This is a genomic window from Pseudomonas sp. BT76 TE3572, assembly GCF_050435365.1.
Taxonomy (GTDB): Bacteria; Pseudomonadota; Gammaproteobacteria; order Pseudomonadales; family Pseudomonadaceae; genus Aquipseudomonas; species Aquipseudomonas fluorescens_W.
On record NZ_JBNDKE010000001.1, the window covers coordinates 6,218,068 to 6,233,044 of the forward strand.

Annotated in this window: 12 protein-coding genes; 7 read left to right on the top strand and 5 right to left on the bottom strand. The window is 61.0% G+C overall.

Translation table 11 applies throughout. The features are described from left to right. Positions 1–2 precede the first annotated feature (2 nt). The 4 genes from ABH912_RS28435 to ABH912_RS28450 all read right to left on the bottom strand — a co-directional run bounded on the left by ABH912_RS28435 (position 3) and on the right by ABH912_RS28450 (position 4,143). Positions 3–944, bottom strand: a complete 942-nt coding sequence (locus tag ABH912_RS28435; RefSeq protein WP_033056149.1) for a LysR family transcriptional regulator — start codon at positions 942–944, stop codon at positions 3–5. 69 nt (positions 945–1,013) lie between these two features. Beyond that, positions 1,014–2,543 carry a tripartite tricarboxylate transporter permease gene (locus ABH912_RS28440; protein WP_033056148.1) on the bottom strand — a complete coding sequence of 510 codons (1,530 nt, stop codon included), beginning with the start codon at positions 2,541–2,543 and terminating at the stop codon, positions 1,014–1,016. Next, a complete protein-coding gene (locus ABH912_RS28445) occupies positions 2,540–3,073 on the bottom strand; it encodes a tripartite tricarboxylate transporter TctB family protein (protein ID WP_429512238.1) in 534 nt (177 codons plus the stop codon). The genes ABH912_RS28440 and ABH912_RS28445 overlap by 4 nt, the downstream gene beginning before the upstream one ends. Positions 3,074–3,126: 53 nt before the next feature. Next, a complete protein-coding gene (locus tag ABH912_RS28450) occupies positions 3,127–4,143 on the bottom strand; it encodes a Bug family tripartite tricarboxylate transporter substrate binding protein (protein ID WP_429512239.1) in 1,017 nt (338 codons plus the stop codon). A 371-nt stretch (positions 4,144–4,514) separates the two neighbouring features. Here ABH912_RS28450 and ABH912_RS28455 point away from each other — a divergent pair, with 371 nt between their 5' ends. The 6 genes from ABH912_RS28455 (at position 4,515) to ABH912_RS28480 (ending at position 11,948) form a co-directional block, all read left to right on the top strand. After that, positions 4,515–5,849 (top strand): MFS transporter, encoded by a 1,335-nt coding sequence (locus ABH912_RS28455; protein ID WP_429512240.1) that lies wholly within the window; start codon positions 4,515–4,517, stop codon positions 5,847–5,849. Next, on the top strand, positions 5,842–6,798 hold the full coding sequence (locus ABH912_RS28460) for an amidohydrolase family protein (RefSeq protein WP_429512241.1): 957 nt from the start codon (positions 5,842–5,844) through the stop codon (positions 6,796–6,798). The genes ABH912_RS28455 and ABH912_RS28460 overlap by 8 nt, the downstream gene beginning before the upstream one ends. Continuing rightward, complete coding sequence (locus ABH912_RS28465) at positions 6,795–7,799, top strand: 4-hydroxythreonine-4-phosphate dehydrogenase PdxA (RefSeq protein WP_429512243.1); 1,005 nt, start codon at positions 6,795–6,797, stop codon at positions 7,797–7,799. Before ABH912_RS28460 ends, ABH912_RS28465 begins: the two co-directional genes overlap by 4 nt. 313 nt (positions 7,800–8,112) lie before the next feature. Next, entirely contained in the window at positions 8,113–9,288 is a 1,176-nt protein-coding gene (locus ABH912_RS28470; protein ID WP_140677315.1) for an L-rhamnonate dehydratase, read from the top strand. Between the two features lie 41 nt (positions 9,289–9,329). Next, entirely contained in the window at positions 9,330–10,325 is a 996-nt protein-coding gene (gene araD1 / locus ABH912_RS28475) for an AraD1 family protein (protein WP_429512245.1), read from the top strand. 42 nt (positions 10,326–10,367) lie between these two features. Beyond that, complete coding sequence (locus ABH912_RS28480) at positions 10,368–11,948, top strand: aldehyde dehydrogenase (NADP(+)) (RefSeq protein WP_429512247.1); 1,581 nt, start codon at positions 10,368–10,370, stop codon at positions 11,946–11,948. A 131-nt stretch (positions 11,949–12,079) separates the two neighbouring features. Here ABH912_RS28480 and ABH912_RS28485 read toward each other — a convergent pair whose 3' ends face one another. Beyond that, entirely contained in the window at positions 12,080–12,988 is a 909-nt protein-coding gene (locus tag ABH912_RS28485; RefSeq protein ID WP_429512249.1) for a DMT family transporter, read from the bottom strand. 129 nt (positions 12,989–13,117) lie between these two features. Here ABH912_RS28485 and aceK point away from each other — a divergent pair, with 129 nt between their 5' ends. Further along, entirely contained in the window at positions 13,118–14,836 is a 1,719-nt protein-coding gene (gene aceK / locus ABH912_RS28490) for a bifunctional isocitrate dehydrogenase kinase/phosphatase (RefSeq protein WP_033056136.1), read from the top strand. Positions 14,837–14,977: the final 141 nt, after the last annotated feature.

Here is a 14,977-nt window from a genome sequence, read left to right on the forward strand (position 1 = left end):
TTTTATTTGGCCAGCGCATGCTCGGCCCGCACCGAATTCATGAACGCCTGCATCGCCGACGATTGAATACGATGACGCCGAGTGATCAGCCCGAACGGCGGCAACCGCGCTTCGAACTTGATCGGCAAAACCGCCAGCAAATCACGGCCAGGATAATCCTCGACCACCGACACCGGTGTAACACCGAGCATGTCGGTCTGCTGCACCAACGAGAGCAGGGTCATGATCGAGGTGGTTTCAACGATGCTGCTGGGAATGTCGACCCGCGCGTTGTGAAACACCTGATTGATGATCGCGCGCATCGGGCTTGGATGTTGTTGCAGTACCCAGGTCATGTTCTGCAATTCCGCCCAGCTCAGCTGCGTCTCCTGCGCCAGTGGGTTTTGCGCGCCGGCAATCACGCACAAAGCTTCTTCGCCGAGGCTGTCGAAGAGCAATTCTTCGGCCCGGGCACCTGCCGGAATCCGACCCAATACGATATCCAGTTGATCCTGCAGAAGTGCTTGCACCAGCACGTCGCTGGTATCGACCTGGATGCTCATCGACAAGCGTGGATGGCTCTGTTTCAAGGTCGCGATGGTGCGGGTCAACAGCCCCGAAGCCAGCGCCGGAATCGCACCGACCGCGACCCGGCCAAGGTTGCCGGATTCCAGCGCGACCAGTTCTTCCCGCATGCCGCTGAGTTCGGCAAACACCATGCGCGCGTAGTAGATGACGGTTTCCCCGAAGGGGGTAGAGCGCATGCCCCGAGGCAGGCGTTCGAAGAGCTCTACGCCGAGCAGGTCCTCGGCCTCGTGCAGCATCTTGGTCGCCGCCGGTTGGGTCATGCCGATGTGGTCGGCGGCGCGGCGCAATGAGCCGAATTCCTGCAACGCCAGCATCAGCCGCAGTTGGCGAAGACGCAGTCGGCTGTGGATCACGTTGGCTTCAGGAATTCGGGTCATGGGCCATGCTCGCAAAAAGGACTGCGGCAAGCCTGACAACAAATGTCAGGCGTTGCCAGCATTGCTGTGTCACAGCACCGATTTTGGCTTGGCGATGTGGGGTTTGCGCAGGCCCATCAGGGTTTGCAGCGCCTTGGAAATCAACGGCCAGAACAGCATCAGCAGCGCCGCCGTGGTCAGGCTTCCCACCAATGGGTTGGACCAGAAGATCCCCAGGTGCCCGTCGGAGAACAGCATCGACTGACGGAATGCGTCTTCAGCCTTGTCCCCCAACACCGCAGCCAGTACCAGCGGGGCGATCGGGTAACCGAGTTTCTTGAACAGATAACCCAGCGCGCCGAAGCCCAGCATCAGCACCACGTCGAAGAACGAGTTGTGCACCGAGTAGGCGCCGATGGCGCAGACCATGATGATGATCGGTGCAATGATCGAGAACGGAATCCGCAGGATCGAAGCGAACAGCGGCACGGTGGCCAACACCACGATCAGACTGACGACGTTGCCCAAGTACATGCTGGCGATCAGGCCCCAGACGAAATCATGCTGCTCGACGAACAGCGTCGGGCCAGGGTGCAGACCCCAGATCATCAAACCGCCGAGCATCACCGCTGCCGTCGCCGACCCTGGAATGCCCAGCGTCAACATCGGCAGCAGGGCACTGGTGCCGGCAGCGTGGTCAGCAGTTTCGGGGGCGATCACGCCTTCGAGTTCACCCTTGCCGAAGTTCTCGCGGTTCTTCGAGAAACGCCGCGCCAGGCTGTAGCTCATGAACGACGCCGCCGTTGGCCCGCCGGGCGTGATGCCCATCCAGCAACCGACCAACGTGCTGCGCACAATCGTCCACCAGTAGCGCGGCAACTTGGCCCAGGTGCGCAGGATGACCATCGGCGTGATGCGCGCATGCTCGCCGCGAAACACCAGGCCTTCCTCGACGGTGCAGAGGATTTCGCCGATACCGAACAGGCCGATCACTGCCACTTCGAAACTGATGCCGGTCATCAGGATTGGCTGGTCGAAGGTCAGGCGCAGGTTGCCGGACACAGTGTCCATGCCGACGGCGGCCATGGCGAAGCCGATCATCATGGCGACCACGGTTTTCAGCGGCGGGTTCTTGCTCATGCCGATGAAGGTGCAGAACGCCAACAGGTATACCGCGAAGAACTCCGGCGAGCTGAACGACATGGCAAACGCGGCGATCTTTGTCGACAGGAACGTCAGCAACAACACCCCGGCCAACGCGCCGATCAGCGCCGAGCTGAACGCGGCGGTCAGGGCTTCGGCGGCGCGACCTTCGCGGGCCATCGGGTAACCGTCAAAGGTGGTCGCCACCGATGAGGGCTCACCGGGAATATTGAACAGAATCGAGGTGATCGAACCGCCGAACAGTGCGCCCCAATACATGCACGACAGCAGAATGATCGCCGACACCGGCGACATGGTGAACGTCAGCGGCAGCAGCAACGCCACGCCATTAGGGGCGCCGAGGCCGGGCAACACGCCGACCAGAATGCCCAGCAGCACGCCGATCACCATCAGGCCGATGTGGCCCGGGGTCAGGATCAGGTTCATGCCTTGCAGCAGGGAATCGAATTCGCTCATTTGAAAGATCTCCCGGCCAGGGCAATCCAGTCGCCCATCGGGCCGGCATCCAGCGGGACTTTGAACCACAACGCGAAAATCAGGTAGCTGGCGAGTACCGCGCCAAGGGACACGCTGCCAATCATCAGTTTGCCGTAAGGCTTGGCGCGGACCTTGTCACGCCACATGAACCAGGCGATGAAACAGGCCGAGGCCACGTAGATGCCGGTGAACGGCATCGCACCGACGAATAGCGCAATCGGGATGAACACCGACAACACTTGCTTGAATGCACTGCGGCTGACGAATGAAATGCTCAGGGCGTGCCAGCGCACCACGGTCAACACGCCATTGGCCACGCTGGCGGCGCTCAACATCAGGCCGATGTAGAAGGGGAAGTAACCCGGCTCGGGGCCGGAATCGCCCCAGCCGATACCTTGTTCGAGACTGCCGAACATCACCACCGCGCCAATCAGCGTGGTGAACAGTGCCAGGCCGAGTTCGACCCAGCGGGTACCGACCAGCGCTGGTGAATCCGAAGAATGGGACATCAAAGCACCTCCAGAGGTGACGGCCGTGCGCAGGGCGGACGGCCGTGGACAACTCAGTTTTTCAGCCAGCCGGCATCTTTGAACACCGGCGTGACCCGGGCGGTGTCTTTCTCGATGTAGGCGGTCAGCGGCTCGCCTTCGAGGAAGGTCGGCACCAGCGCGTTCTGTTTGACGTAGGCCTTGAACTCCGGAGTCTCGGTGACTTTGCGCATCAGCTCGACATAGAACGCCCGCTGTTCAGCGGTGACTTCGCCGGGCATGAACACGGTGCGCGGGAAGCGGTATTGATCGATGCCCAGCCCCTGTTCGTGGCAAGTTGGAACGTCGGCCCAGGATTTTTCGCCGGCGACTTTCTCGGTGTAGCTCATGCGCTCTTTACTGAACACACAGAGCGGTTCGACCTGATCACCGCGCCATTGGCTGATGCTTTCGCTGGGGTTGTTGACGTTGGCGGCGATGTGTTTGCCGGCCAGTTGGGTCGCGGCTTCACTGCCGCTCTTGAACGGGATGTACACCAGTTTGCTGTTGGTGGTCTGGTTCAGCAGCAGGGTTAACGTCTGGTCGACATCCTTGGACTGACTGCCGCCCATGCGCAGGTTCGACGGGTCAGCCTTGACCGCTTCGTAGAAGCTTTTGGCGTCCTTCCACGGCGCGTCTTTATAGCTCCAGAGGATGAAGTCATCCTCGGCCACGGCGGCGACGGGGGTGAGTTCCTGCCATTGATAGCCGAGCTTGGACACCAGCGGCAACAGGTAGATGTTGTTGGTGCCGATCACCAGTTTTTCCGGATCGCCCTTGTTCATCTTCAGGTCGAGAAAGGCTTCGGCGCCGTTGCCGCCGCCCTTGTTGAGGACGATGGTATTCACGTCGAGGAATTTATGGGTGGTGATGATCGACTGGATCAGCCGACCGAGCTGGTCAGTGCCGCCACCGGGGCCGCCAGCGACGACGATTTCGACGTTCTTGTCCGGTTGCCAGGCGGCGCTGGCCAGTGCGGGGAGGGCGCCGGCGGCAACCAGTGTGCAGCCAAGAAACAGACGGGATGTGCGACGGACGAATGCATTTCGCATGGAAGGGCCTCGTTTTTGTAGTTGTTATGAGTGACTTGTCAAAGCTGCAAGCCTGGAGTGAGTGTGTGAAGCCTCGGAGCCCGCGTCTAGTCAAAACAATACATACACCGATAGCCTGCGGTTATAGGTCATGGCAGCCAAAATCGCCGTTATCGCTCAACGCTTTGCGCCAGAGCCATTTGCGAGAAAAACCGGGGCTTGCCTCCTACGTTGAAAGCGCCGTGAAAGCAGGGCATGCCATAACTCGAGGCTATCGCCTTATTTCAAGTTTTGATTAGACGGTTATCACGCAGCCTTCGATAGTGCTCACCAGCGCCGCCCTGAAGCGGCAAAGTTGCCATCCACAACAATAATAAAACGAGGTACGCACCATGGCTCGTTCCAGTGCTTCCCTGCATCTGCCTGGCGCAGTTGCCCAGCCAGCGGCAACACCGCTGACCGGCACGACCAAAGCCAGCAGCGTGCGCTGGCGGATCTTCGCGATCATCTTTGCGTTGACCATGGTCAACCTGATCGACCGGGTCTCGCTGTCCATCGCGATGCCGACCATCGCCCATGAATTTTCCCTGTCGCCGAGCCTGCAAGGGATGATCCTCAGCAGCTTCTTCTGGGCCTATGCGCTGTTGCAAATTCCCGGCGGCTGGATGATCGATCGCTTCGGGCCGCACCGGGTCATCAGTTGGTCCACCGGGTTGTGGGGTACGTTTCAGGTGCTGGCGGCGTTTGCGACCGGAGGGTTGTCATTGTTGTTCGCCCGGGTCGCACTCGGGGCGGCAGAGGCACCGTTGTTTCCGTCTGGCGGCAAGTTGATTTCCCTGTGGCTGGCACCGAGCGAGCGCAGCCGTGGCGCGGTGCTGATGGACAGCGGCAGCCCGTTGGGCGTGGCGTTGGGCGGGTTGATCATTGCCTACCTGATTGCCTCGCTGGATTCGTGGCGTCTGGCGTTCGTGATCGCCGGTATCGCGACGCTGGTGCTGGCCTGGCTGGCGCGGCGTTATCTGCGTGATGACCCGGCCAGTCACCCGCAAGTGAATGCTGAAGAACTGGAAAAGATTAATGCCGGGCGCGCGACGCCCGCTGCCGAAGCCGCGCGTGTGCCGGTCAAAGGCTTGGGCATCGCGGCACGATCCTTGAGCGGTTTGCTGATCGGTCGCGCCAGTTGGGCGATGGTGTATTTCGGGCTGCTGACCTGGGGGCCGAGTTATCTGGCGCAGGCTCGCGGCTTCGATATCAAGGGCATTGGCGCGGCGACGTTTGTGATCTTCGTGTGCGGCGCGTTGGGCTCGTTGACGGGTGGTTTCCTTTGCGACGGACTGATCCGCAAAGGCGTCAGCCGTGGCGTGGCGGTCAAGAGCCTGCTGGCGTTTTCCGGGCTGGTAGCCCTCGGCGCGTTCCTGTTGCTGCCAACCCTGAGTAATCCTTTTGCGGCCGTGGCGTTGTTGGCCATGACCGCATTTTTTCTGATGTGGGGCAGCCTCTACTGGAGCTTCCCGGCGTTGCTGGCGGCCCCGGCGCGGGTCGGTTTGATCGGCGGCGTGATGAACATGGCCGGCAGCACCGGCGGCATCGCAGTGCCGATTCTGGTCGGGGTGATTCTGCAAATGACCGGTGGTTTTGCGCCGGTGCTGGGGTTCTTTGCGGTGTGCTCGGCAGTGTTTGTTCTAGCGACGTTGTTCATCAGCCTCGACGAGGTGCGCCATGGGTGAGTTGTGGAACGGCCCGATCATTGATGCCCATCATCACTTCTGGGACCCGTCGATCAATGACCATCCGTGGCTGGCGCCCGAAGCCAACATCCCGTTTCGTTATGGTGATTACAGCGCGATCAAGCGCCGCTATTTTCCTGACGACTATTTCGCTGACGTCGGCCTGCATCGCGTGGTGCAAACGGTGTACGTCGAGACCGAATGGGACCCGCAAGACCCGATTGGCGAAACCCTTTTTATCGAGGGGCTGGCCGCCCGATACGGCGTACCGAATGCGGTCGTCGCGCAAGCCTGGCTCGACCACCCGGACGCCATCGCGGTACTGGCCGAGCAAGCCAGTTTCAAGTGTGTGCGCAGCGTGCGGCACAAACCTGGCGGACCGACTTCGCCTGCGCAGGTTGGCCACGTTCGCAGCCTGATGAGCGACGAATATTGGCGGCGCAGTTTCGCCGCGCTCGAAGGGTTGGGGCTGCATTTCGATTTGCAGGCACCGTGGTGGAACCTGCACGAAGCCGAACGGCTGGCCCGGGACTTTCCGGGCACGACGATCATCCTCAACCACGCCGGGTTGCCCAATGACCGCAGTGCCGAAGGCCTGGCGGGTTGGCGTTTGGCGATGGCGCGGCTGGCCGAGTGGCCGAACGTGCAGGTGAAGATTTCCGGCCTGGGCCAAAGGGGCCAGGCGTGGCGCGCCACAGACAACGCCTGGATCGTGCGTGAAGTGATTGCCATGTTCGGCACTGATCGGGCGATGTTCGCCAGCAACTTCCCCGTGGACAGCCTGTGCGGCTCATTCGACGACATCTACAGCGGTTTCAAATCCATCGTTGCTGATCTGCCCAGCGCCGATCAGGAGCGTCTTTTCTACAGCAACGCGCAGCGGGTTTATCGCTGCGAGCCTTGCGCCATTGACCGGACATGGCCTGAACCCTTGAGGAGTGAAGCATGAACAAGACAACCATCGCGATGGTCCTGGGTGACCCGGCAGGTATCGGCCCGGAACTGATTGCACGTCTGCTCGGTGAACCCGAAGTGCGCAGCCAGGCCAATGTGATACTGATCGCCGACGAAGCGGAAATGCGCCGCGGCATGCGCATCGCCGGGGTGGCGTTTCCTTACCGGCGCGTCGAGTCGCTGGATCAGCTGGATTTTCGTGATGACACGCCGCTGTTCTATGACTTCCGCGGCGACACGATTGGTGAATTTCCCCGCAGTGAAGCCAGCGTCATCGGCGGTCGCTACAGCCTCGATACCCTGGAAAAAGCCCTGCGCCTGACCGAGGCCGGTATTACCGACGCGGTGCTGTTCGGGCCGCTGAACAAGACTTCGCTGCACATGGCCGGCATGGCCCACAGCGATGAGCTGCACTGGTTCGCCGAGCTGCTGGATTTCCACGGGCCGTTTTGCGAATTCAACGTGCTCGACAACCTCTGGACCTCGCGTGTGACCTCCCACGTGGCGCTGGCCGAGGTACCAGGCATGCTCAACCAGACGCGGGTGATTGAAGCGATCCAGCTGATCGACACCGCGCTCAAACGCAATGGCCTGGAAAAACCGCGCATTGGTGTGTGTGGACTGAACCCGCATAACGGCGACAACGGCTCGTTCGGTCGCGAAGAACTGGACATCATCGGCCCGGCCGTGCGCTCGGCTCAGGCGTTGGGCATTGCGGCCGAAGGCCCATATCCGGCTGACACGATCTTCCTCAAGGTTCAGGGCGACGCCAGTGCCTTTGACGCGGTGGTCACGATGTATCACGACCAGGGGCAGATCGCGATCAAGTTGATGGGCTTCTCTCGCGGGGTGACGGTGCAGGGTGGCTTGCCGATTCCGATTACCACGCCGGCGCATGGCACCGCGTTTGATATCGCGGGGCAGGGCAAGGCGAATGTCGGGGCGATTCGGCAAGCGTTCGAGATTGCGTGCCGGATGGGCGTCAACAACTACTGATACAACGCAATACCTCTGTGGGAGCGGGCTTGCTCGCGATGGCGCCAGTCCAGACACCGTGCGGTGACTGTCGGACCGCTATCGCGAGCAAGCTCGCTCCCACATTTTTTTGTGTGATGCCTGATAACCCTATCTACCTACAAATCGGTTTATGCGATCACCCCAGGTTATCGCCGGATACGCATAAGTGATTATCCGCAGCCCCCGAGCGCTGGCTAAAGTCGCTCCATCGAATGCCCGGGCCGGCCACTCAAGCGGCCCCGCGCAGCGACCCGACAACTACAAAAAACCGGCAGCGCAAGGAACTGTATTCATGAAAATCAAAGCCATCCGTACCCGCGTTTTCGAGTGGAAAGGCAAAGTCGTCCCCCCTCAAGCGCACTTCTGCACCAACGCCAGCGACATCCTGTTCGAGCGCGGCGATGCCATGGGCTCGTTCCGTTTTCACGGCTGGCTGGTGGTGGAAGTCGAGACCGACACCGGTCTTGTCGGCATCGGTAACTGCGCCCTGGCGCCGCGTGTGGCCAAGGAGATCATCGACACCTACCTGGCGCCGATCGCGATTGGCGAAGACCCGTTCGACAACGAATACATCTGGCAAAAGATGTACCGCCAGAGCCACGCCTGGGGCCGTAAAGGCATCGGCATGGCGGCGATCTCGGCGATCGACATCGCGATTTGGGACATCATGGGCAAAGCCGTGAACAAGCCGGTGTTCAAGTTGCTCGGCGGCCGGACCAAGGAAAAGATCTGGACCTACGCCTCCAAACTCTATGCCAATGACAACCTCGACCTGTTCCTCGAAGAAGCCCAGGGCTATCTGAACCAGGGTTTCACCGCGCTGAAAATGCGTTTCGGCTACGGCCCGAAAGACGGCCCGGCGGGCATGCGCAAGAACATCGAGCAAGTGCGGGCGCTGCGTAACCTGGCTGGCCCCGACATCGACATCATGCTCGAGTGCTACATGGGCTGGACCCTGGAATACGCCCGTCGCATGTTGCCCAAACTCGCCGAGTTCGAACCGCGCTGGCTCGAAGAACCGGTGATCGCCGACGACATCGAAGGCTACATCGAACTGAAAAAAATGGGGATCATGCCGATCTCCGGCGGCGAGCATGAGTTCACCTCCTACGGCTTCAAAGACCTGCTGGAACGCCGCGCTGTCGACGTGATTCAGTACGACACCAATCGCGTCGGCGGCATCACCGCCGCGCGCAAGATCAACGCCATGGCCGAAGCCTGGTCGGTGCCGGTCATTCCTCATGCCGGGCAGATGCATAACTACCACCTGACCATGTCCACCACCGCCTCGCCGATGGCCGAGTTCTTCCCGGTGTTCGACGTCGAAGTCGGCAACGAACTCTTCTACTACGTGTTCAAGGGCGAGCCGCAACCGGTCAACGGCTACATCCAGCTCGACGACAACAAACCGGGCCTGGGCCTGGAAATCTCCGATGAGTACCTGAGCGACTTCAACATCATCGAGTGACCCTGTGGTGCCACAAATTCACGAATCTCTGGAGGGCCGTCATGCGCCTGATTCAATTTGAAAACACTGCCGGTGAACGCCAGGTGGGCCTCGTCGAGGGCGCACAGGTCCAGGTGCTCAAAGGCACCCGCAGCACCCGTGAACTGGCCCTTGCCGCGATCCGCGCGCAACGCAGCCTGCAGGAAGAAGTCGCCCGGTGCGGCACCGAGCCCGGCCCGGATTACGCTCAGTTGTTGCAGCAGGGTAATGTCCTGCCGCCACTGGATCACGAAGACCCGGCGCATTGCCTGATCAGCGGCACCGGCCTGACCCACTTGGGCAGCGCTTCGGCACGGGACAAAATGCACCAGCAGGACGGCGCGGTCGAAGCCGGCATGACCGACACCATGCGCATTTTCAAATGGGGCCTGGAGGGCGGGAAACCGGCGGCTGGTCAGGTCGGTGCGCAGCCGGAATGGTTCTACAAGGGCGATGGCAGCATCGTTGTGCGTCCCGGCGCAGACTTCCCTGTACCGCCATTTGCCGAGGACGCCGGTGAAGAACCGGAGCTCACCGGCCTCTACGTGATCGGCGACGACGGCCAGCCTTACCGGGTCGGTTATGCCTTGGGCAACGAGTTCTCCGACCATGTGATGGAGCGGCGCAATTACCTCTACCTCGCCCATTCGAAACTGCGCTTCTGCGCCTACGGGCCGGAGCTGCGCGTCGGTGAATTGCCCCGGCATCTGGCTGGCACCAGCCGCATCATTCGCAACGGCGAAACGCTTTGGGAAAAGGAATTTCTCAGCGGCGAAGACAACATGTGCCACAGCCTCGCCAACCTCGAATTCCATCACTTCAAATACGCGCAGTTTTTGCGTCCCGGCGATGTTCACGTGCATTACTTCGGCACCGCCACGCTGTCGTTTGCCGACGGGGTGAAAACCCAGCCGGGCGATCGCTTCCAGATCAGCCTCGATGAGTTCGGCGCGCCGCTGGAAAACGGCATCGGCGAAAGCGCCCAGCCGTTGGCCATCGGTCAGGTACGCGCGCTTTAAGTCTTTAACCTCCGGCGCTGTTGGCCGGTCAAGGAATCCCTCATGACATTGCCACTTGGACACAACTACATCGGCGGTCGTCGCAGCGCCAACGGTACGGTGCAGCTGCAAAGCCTCGACGCGACTACCGGCGAGCCGCTGCCCGGCACCTTCTTCCAGGCCACTGAAGCCGAAGTGGATATCGCCGCGAAATCCGCAGCCGCTGCCTACCCGATCTACCGCAATCTGAGCGCGGAAAAACGCGCGGCATTCCTCGATGCCATCGCCGATGAAATCGATGCCTTGGGCGATGACTTCGTCGCCACAGTCTGTCGCGAAACCGCGTTGCCGGCCGGGCGTATCCAGGGTGAACGCGCCCGCACCAGCGGGCAGATGCGCTTGTTCGCCAAGGTTCTGCGTCGCGGCGATTTCTACGGTGCGCGGATTGATCGGGCGCTGCCGGATCGCCAGCCGTTGCCGCGTCCGGATCTGCGTCAGTACCGCATCGCCCTCGGGCCGGTTGCGGTGTTCGGCGCCAGCAACTTTCCGTTAGCGTTCTCAACGGCCGGTGGCGATACCGCCTCGGCGCTGGCAGCCGGTTGCCCGGTGGTGTTCAAAGCTCACAGCGGGCACATGGCAACGGCCGAGTGGGTCGCGGACGCGATCATCCGTGCCGCCGAGCGCACCGAGATGCCGGCCGGCGTGTTCAACATGATTTATGGCGGGGGCGTCGGCGAATGGCTGGTCAAGCACCCGGCGATTCAGGCGGTGGGTTTCACCGGTTCGCTCAAGGGCGGCAATGCCTTGAGTCACATGGCGGCGACCCGGTCGCAGCCGATCCCGGTGTTTGCCGAGATGTCGAGTATCAACCCGGTGTTCCTGCTGCCCGAAGCGCTCAAGGTGCGCGGCGAGCAGATCGCTGTGCAACTGGCCGGTTCGGTGACACTGGGTTGCGGGCAGTTTTGCACCAATCCAGGTTTGGTCATTGGTTTGCGTTCACCGCAGTTCAGCCTGTTTCTGGAAAGCTTTTGCGCGAGCATGAACCAGCAACTGGCGCAAACCATGCTCAATGCCGGTGCGCTCGTCAGCTACAGCAAAGGCCTGGGTGAGCTGCACGAACATCCGGGGCTGACGCATCTGGCGGGCAAGCCGCAACAGGGGAATCAGGCGCATCCGCAAGTGTTCAAGGCTGATGTCAGCCTGCTGCTCACGGGCGAAGAACTGCTTCAGGAAGAGGTGTTCGGGCCGACCACCATCGTCATCGAAGTCGAAGACCGGGCTCAGCTCGCGGCTGCGCTGCACGGTTTGCGCGGGCAACTGACGGCGACGTTGATTGGCGAGGCCGAGGAATTGCTGGAGTACCGTTGGCTTGCGGAGGCGCTGCAGGAAAAGGTCGGGCGGATTTTGCTCAATGGTTATCCGACGGGGGTCGAGGTCTGCGAGGCGATGGTGCATGGCGGGCCTTACCCGGCCACTTCAGATTCGCGGGGTACGTCGGTGGGTACGCTGGCGATCGATCGCTTCCTGCGGCCGGTGTGCTTCCAGAATTACCCGGATGCGTTGTTGCCCGAGGCGTTGCAGAACGCTAATCCGCTGGGGATCCGGCGGTTGGTGGATGGCGAGGTGAGCAAATTAGCTTTGTAGTCGTCTGAACCGACGCTATCGCGGGCAAGCCCGCTCCCACAGGATTGGGTGTTGATCACAGAATCTGTGTACGACACCAATCATTGTGGGAGCGGGCTTGCCCGCGATGGCGCCAGTAGCCTCACCACAAATTACTTGGCAGCCACCGCAGCAGCCTTCACCACCGTACGCTTCAACACCAACCACAACGCCGCCGCAATCAACACCCCGCCATAGATATGCGCCATCGACAACGGTTCATCCAGCAACAACGCCCCCCACAACACCCCGAACGGCGGTATCAGAAAGGTCGTGGTCATCGACTTCACCGGCCCGACCGAGCTGAGCAGGCGGAAGTAAATAATGTACGCCAACGCGGTACATACCAGCCCCAACCCCAGCAGCGACAACCAGACGCTCCAGCCGCCCCAGCTTTCCGGTGGCTGGCTGATCACGCTGTAGCCAAACAGCGGCAACAGAAACAAGGTTGCGCCGAGCATGCTGCCCACCGCCGATAGACGACTGTCGAGACCACCGGCCTGATCAAGCCAGCGGCGCGCGAGGAACCCGGCGAAACCGTAGCAGGTCGTGGCGAGCAGGCAGGCGAGGGCGCCCATCAGCAGTTCCATGTCGAACGCCACCGGACCGGCTCGGGTCAGGATGCCCACGCCCAACAGCCCGAGGAACACGCCGCCAAGTTTGGCGGCGGTGAGTTTTTCATGGAAGAACAGACCGCCGATCAGCACGCCCATCAGTGGCGTGGTGGCGTTGAAAATCGCCGAGTAACCGGCCGGCAGCACCTGGGCGGCTACCGAGTACAGGGTCGCCGGAATCCCGGAGTTGATCACGCCGAGCAGCATCACGGTTTTGAGTTTGCCTTTGAAATCCCAGCTGATGCGCATCAGCCCGAGAATCACCAACAGGCCGACCGCGGCAATCGACACGCGGAAAAAAGCAGTGGGGATTGTGCCAATCACCGGGGCAATGATGCGCATGAACAGAAAGCTCGCGCCCCAAATGGCGGCAAGCGACAACAAACGCAGAGTATCGACGGGGTTCACAGCGCTTTCCTTCCTTGATAGGCGCGCAAGTGTCGCGCCAGTCAGGACGCAAGGCAATGGTTGCGTTGCGTAACAAAGGGCCACTAAGCTCAGGCCCCACGATAAGAATCAGCCGCCGAGGTTTTACCTATGCCGCAGCAATGGCCAGCCGCCGACATCGCCCGAATGATCCTCGATGGCTTTGACGATTATCGCGAGCATTTCCGCCAGATCACCGACGGCGCCCGGGCCCGCTTCGAGCAGGCCAAGTGGCAGGAGACGCAATCGGCGTCGGCCGCGCGGATCAACCTCTACGAAGAAAAAGTCAGCGAAACGGTCGGACGGCTGCACATCGCTTTCGACGCCGACACGCTGGATGTCAGCTGCTGGCCGCTGGTCAAAAGCGCTTACATCACGCTGATCGACCTGCGCTTCGACGATGAACTGTCCGAAACCTGGTACAACTCGATCTTCTGCGGGCTGTTCAGCCACGACCTGATCAGCGACGGCTGCATGTTCATCCACACCACCCGGCCGAGCCTGCGCCGGGCCCGCGCCGCACAAACCCGCACCTACAAGCCCCAGGGCCAGTTGTCCGGGATGCTGGCGAGCATTTTTGCCGACTACCGCTTCAGCGAGGATTACGCCAACCTGGCGGGCGACCTGAGTCGACTCGAAGGGCAATTACGCGAGAACCTGCCGGACTGGGTCTGCAAGGACCCGGAGCTGAGTGTCGAACTGTTTTCCTCGGTGCTTTACCGCAACAAAGGCGCGTACCTGGTCGGGCGCATCTACACCCAGGACGAACAATGGCCGCTGGTGATTCCGCTGCTGCACCGTGAAGGTCGCGGGATTCAGATCGATGCGCTGATCACCGATGAAGCGGACGTGTCGATCATCTTCTCGTTCACCCGCTCGTATTTCATGGTCGACGTGCCGGTACCGGCGGAGTTCATCGGTTTCCTCAAGCGCATCCTGCCGGGCAAGCACATCGCCGAGCTGTACACCTCGATCGGCTTTTACAAACACGGTAAATCCGAGTTCTACCGGGCGCTGATCAATCACCTGGCCAACACCGACGACCAGTTCATCATGGCCCCGGGCGTGCGTGGCATGGTGATGAGCGTATTTACCCTGCCGGGTTTCAACACCGTATTCAAAATCATCAAGGACCGTTTCTCGCCGTCAAAGAACGTCGACCGCGCCACGGTGATCGAAAAATACCGTCTGGTGAAGAGCGTCGACCGGGTCGGGCGCCTGGCCGACACCCAGGAATTTGCCGACTTCCGTTTCCCGTTGAGCAAGTTCGACCCGGCCTGTCTGGAAGAGCTGCTCGATGTGGCGGCGTCCACCGTGTCGGTAGAGGGCGACACCGTGCTGATCCGCCACTGCTGGACCGAACGGCGGATGACGCCGTTGAACCTGTATCTGGAAAACGCCAACGACGCTCAGGTCCGCGAGGCGCTGGAAGATTACGGGCTGGCGATCAAGCAACTGGCGGCGGCGAACATCTTTCCCGGCGACATGCTGCTGAAGAATTTTGGCGTCACTCGTCACGGACGGGTGGTGTTTTATGACTATGACGAGATCTGCTTCCTGACCGAGGCCAACTTCCGGCATATCCCGCAACCGCGCACGCCGGAAGACGAGATGGCGTCGGAGCCGTGGTATTCGATCGGACCGCTGGATGTGTTTCCTGAAGAGTTTCCGCCGTTTTTGTTTGCGGATGCTGGGCAGCGCAGGTTGTTTGATCAGTTGCATGGTGAGCTTTACAACGCCGATTACTGGAAAGGCCTTCAGGAAGCCATTCGCGCCGGGAAGGTGATTGATGTGTTTCCGTATCGGCGCAAAGGCCTTGATAACGAATAACCCACTCAGTACACACCCTGTGGCGAGGGAGCTTGCTCCCGCTGGACTGCGCAGCAGTCCCCTTTTGGGGCCGCTTCGCAGCCCAGCGGGAGCAAGCTCCCTCGCCACAAAGGCAGGTTGCATTCGTCGCCATGCACCCAA

Coding starts and splice junctions, on each gene's coding strand:
- ABH912_RS28455 (WP_429512240.1), top strand. CDS start 4,515: ATGGCTCGTTCCAGTGCTTCCCTGCATCTGCCTGGCGCAGTTGCCCAG.
- ABH912_RS28435 (WP_033056149.1), bottom strand. CDS start 944: ATGACCCGAATTCCTGAAGCCAACGTGATCCACAGCCGACTGCGTCTT.
- ABH912_RS28450 (WP_429512239.1), bottom strand. CDS start 4,143: ATGCGAAATGCATTCGTCCGTCGCACATCCCGTCTGTTTCTTGGCTGC.
- ABH912_RS28445 (WP_429512238.1), bottom strand. CDS start 3,073: ATGTCCCATTCTTCGGATTCACCAGCGCTGGTCGGTACCCGCTGGGTC.
- ABH912_RS28470 (WP_140677315.1), top strand. CDS start 8,113: ATGAAAATCAAAGCCATCCGTACCCGCGTTTTCGAGTGGAAAGGCAAA.
- ABH912_RS28465 (WP_429512243.1), top strand. CDS start 6,795: ATGAACAAGACAACCATCGCGATGGTCCTGGGTGACCCGGCAGGTATC.
- aceK (WP_033056136.1), top strand. CDS start 13,118: ATGCCGCAGCAATGGCCAGCCGCCGACATCGCCCGAATGATCCTCGAT.
- araD1 (WP_429512245.1), top strand. CDS start 9,330: ATGCGCCTGATTCAATTTGAAAACACTGCCGGTGAACGCCAGGTGGGC.
- ABH912_RS28460 (WP_429512241.1), top strand. CDS start 5,842: ATGGGTGAGTTGTGGAACGGCCCGATCATTGATGCCCATCATCACTTC.
- ABH912_RS28480 (WP_429512247.1), top strand. CDS start 10,368: ATGACATTGCCACTTGGACACAACTACATCGGCGGTCGTCGCAGCGCC.
- ABH912_RS28440 (WP_033056148.1), bottom strand. CDS start 2,543: ATGAGCGAATTCGATTCCCTGCTGCAAGGCATGAACCTGATCCTGACC.